4 protein-coding genes are annotated in these 2983 nt (G+C 74.5%); all 4 read left to right on the top strand.

The features are described 5' to 3' along the window. On the top strand, positions 1–569 hold a 569-nt coding region (locus tag ABT160_RS46675; RefSeq protein ID WP_351656435.1), incomplete at its 5' end, for a sulfotransferase. 4 nt (positions 570–573) lie between these two features. Next, positions 574–1857 carry an ATP-grasp domain-containing protein gene (locus tag ABT160_RS46670; RefSeq protein WP_351656432.1) on the top strand — a complete coding sequence of 428 codons (1284 nt, stop codon included), beginning with the start codon at positions 574–576 and terminating at the stop codon, positions 1855–1857. A 32-nt stretch (positions 1858–1889) separates the two neighbouring features. Then, positions 1890–2798, top strand: coding sequence for a glycosyltransferase (locus tag ABT160_RS46665; RefSeq protein ID WP_351656430.1), 909 nt, complete (start codon positions 1890–1892; stop codon positions 2796–2798). After that, a partial coding sequence (locus ABT160_RS46660) for an adenylyl-sulfate kinase (protein WP_351656427.1) occupies positions 2799–2983 on the top strand: 185 nt, incomplete at its 3' end.

The raw sequence follows: 2983 nt of genomic DNA, 5'->3' as shown, positions 1-2983 counted from the left end.
CCCGCGTCGAGACCGCCCTGCGCGCCGCCGCGCACGACGTCGCCGAGGCGAAGGCCGGCGACGACCCGGCCGCCCTCGCCCGCCGCGTCCTCACCGAGAGCAACGCGGGCCTGCCCCACTGGGGCGACAAGTACAACGAGTACCTCCTGCACCTGCCCTGGCTGGACGCCGCGCTGCCCGACGCCCGGTACGTGATGCTCGTACGCCACCCCCTGGAAGCCGCCCGCTCCATGCTGCGCTGGACCGGCGACCGGCCGTGGCTGCCCCGCACCGAGGAGGCCGCCCTCGCCAAGTGGACGGCCTGGAACCGGCACTGGACCGACTTCGCGCCCGCCGTCCCGGCCGAGCGCCGCCTGGTCGTCGAGTACCAGGCCCTGTGCCGCGGCGAGGAGACCGCCCGCCTGGAGGAGTTCACCGGCCTCGACCTGCGCCGCTACCTGTCGGGCCTCAGCCCCCGACGGCCCGCCGCGGCCCCCGGCGACGAACTCCCCGCGGACACCGCCGAGGTCTGGAACGCGCTCCTGGCCCAGTCGGCACCCGCACCCGCCCTCGCCACCAACCAGAGGTGACCCCATGACCAGCACACGCGTCCTCGTCCTCGGCGGCAAGGCCGGCATCATCCGCAAGGCCGCGGCCCTCGGCTACGAGGTCGTCCACGTCCAGAAGCCGTCCGCGTTCGACGCCTCCGTCGTCGAGCACTGCGCCCAGGTCCTCCTGGTGGACTACCAGGACGTCCCCACCGTGACCGCGCTCGCCCGCGCCCTGCACGAACAGCGGCCCTTCGCCCGGGTGTTCACCCAGACCGAAGCCGCCCAGACGGTGGCGGGACACCTCAACGACGTCCTCGGCCTGCCGGGGAACAGCGCCCGCACCACCCGCCTGCTGCACGACAAGTCCGCGCTGCGCGCCCTGCTGAACGAACACGGCATCGGCCCGGTCGCCACCCTCACCGGCCCGACCCACGAAGAACTGCGGGACTTCGTGAAGACCCACGGCGCCGCCGTCCTCAAGCCCACGATGGGCTCCGGCAGCCTCGGCGTCCGCGTCATCGCCTCACCCGACGAGACCGACGAGGCCTGGTCCTGGCGCGAGCAGTTCGGCCTGGACGCGTTCCTCGTCGAACAGCGGCTGGTCGGCGACGAGTTGAGCGTGGAGACCTTCTCGTCCGGCGGCCGGCACACCGTCGTGGCCGTCACCGGCAAGGAGACCGGCGGCGGAACCGTCGAACTCGGCCACGTCGTCCCCGCGCCGCTCGACGACCACGACCGCGATGCGGTGCACGCGACGGTCCTGCGGCTCCTGGACGCCGTCGGCCTCGTGGACGGGCCCGCGCACACCGAGCTGATCCTGACCGCCGAGGGCCCGCGCGTCGTCGAGTCCCACAGCAGGCGCGGCGGCGACCGCATCAACGAACTCGTGCGCCTCGTCCACGGCGTCGACCTCGAAGAGGCCACGTACCGCCTGGCCGAGGACCCCGACCCGCTGCCCGCGCCCACGACCGACGGCGCCGCCGCCATCCGCTTCCTGGTCGCCGAGCCCGGCACCGTCACCACCGTCACCGGCGCGGCGGACGCCGCATCGGCGCCCGGCGTCGTCGACGTGGACGTCCAGGTCGAGGCGGGCGACACCGTGCACCCGCTGCGCTGGTCCGAGGACCGCTGCGGCTACGTCGTGACCCGCGCCGAGGACACGCCGACCGCCGCCCGCCTGGCCGCCGAGGCCGCCGCCCGCGTCACGATCACCACCGAACCCGCCGGCGCGCGGGACACCTCCACCCTCGGCGAACTCCTGGGAGCGGTGGACGAGGTCCTCGACCCGTTCGCCCCCGCCACGCCCGCCCCCGCGACCGGCTCCTGAACCGCCGACGCACCCCCGCAAGGAGAACGGCAGTGAGTAGTACGACACAGCAGCCCGCCGACCCCGCGTCCGAGCCGCCATCCGACGCGGCGTCGGTTCCCGCCCCTGAGCCCGCACCGGACCCCGCGTCCGGACCCGGCCGACCCCGGCGGGTCTCCGTGGTGGTCGCCACCCGCAACCGCCCCACCGACATCCGCCACCTGCTGACCAGCATCGTGGCCCACGACAACGGCACCGTCCACGAGGTCGTCCTCGTCGACGACGCCTCCGACGCCCCACTGACCGTCGACGACGCCGACCGCCCCTTCCCGGTCCGGATCCTGCGCAACGCGCGCTGCCTGGGCGCCGCAGCGAGCCGCAACCTGGCCGCGCGCGAGGCCACCGGTGACGTCCTCGCCTTCCTCGACGACGACGCGCGCCCCCTCCCGGACTGGTTCCACGTCCTCGACAGCGCGCTCACCCCCGACCGCGCCGCCGTCACCGGGCGGGTCCTGCCCTTCGACAGCAGCATCGTCGCCCGCGCCCGCCAGTACCGCTACGAGGTCCGCTACGACAAGCACCCCGAGTACAGCCCGGTCACCTTCTTCGCGGGCGGCAACTCCGCCGTCTGGACCGACCGGTTCCTGGCCGCCGACGGATTCCCCGACGTGGTCACCGCCAGCGACAACGGCCTCGTGGAACGGCTCGCCGACAGCGGCGGCCAGGTCTTCTTCGTACCGGCCCTGCGCATCGCGCACCGCAACAGCAAGGGCGCGGGCATCGCCTTCCGCGAGGCCTGGCGGGCGGGCCGACTGGCACCACGCAGCACGCCCGCGGCCGCACTGCGGCGCTTCGCCGACACCGCGCGGATCCAGCCCTGGTCCGACGACCCGGCCGCGGCGGGCCTCAACCTCGGACTCCAGGCGGCGAACTCGCTGGCCACGGCGCTCCCGGCGGTCTGAGTGGAGACCGGAGCCACCGTCTGGCTGACCGGCCTGCCCAGCGCGGGCAAGACGACCATCGCGTACGCGCTGGCCGAGCGGCTTCGCGGTGAGGGGCGGCGGGTGGAGGTGCTGGACGGGGATGAGATCCGTGAGTTCCTCTCCGCGGGCCTGGGCTTCAGCCGCGCGGACCGTGACACCAACGT

This window comes from Streptomyces sp. NPDC001941 (genome assembly GCF_040296945.1).
In the GTDB taxonomy this organism is placed as follows: domain Bacteria; phylum Actinomycetota; class Actinomycetes; order Streptomycetales; family Streptomycetaceae; genus Streptomyces.
The sequence above is the reverse complement of the archived record's forward strand: the minus strand, read 5'-3'. Positions and strand labels throughout refer to the sequence as shown.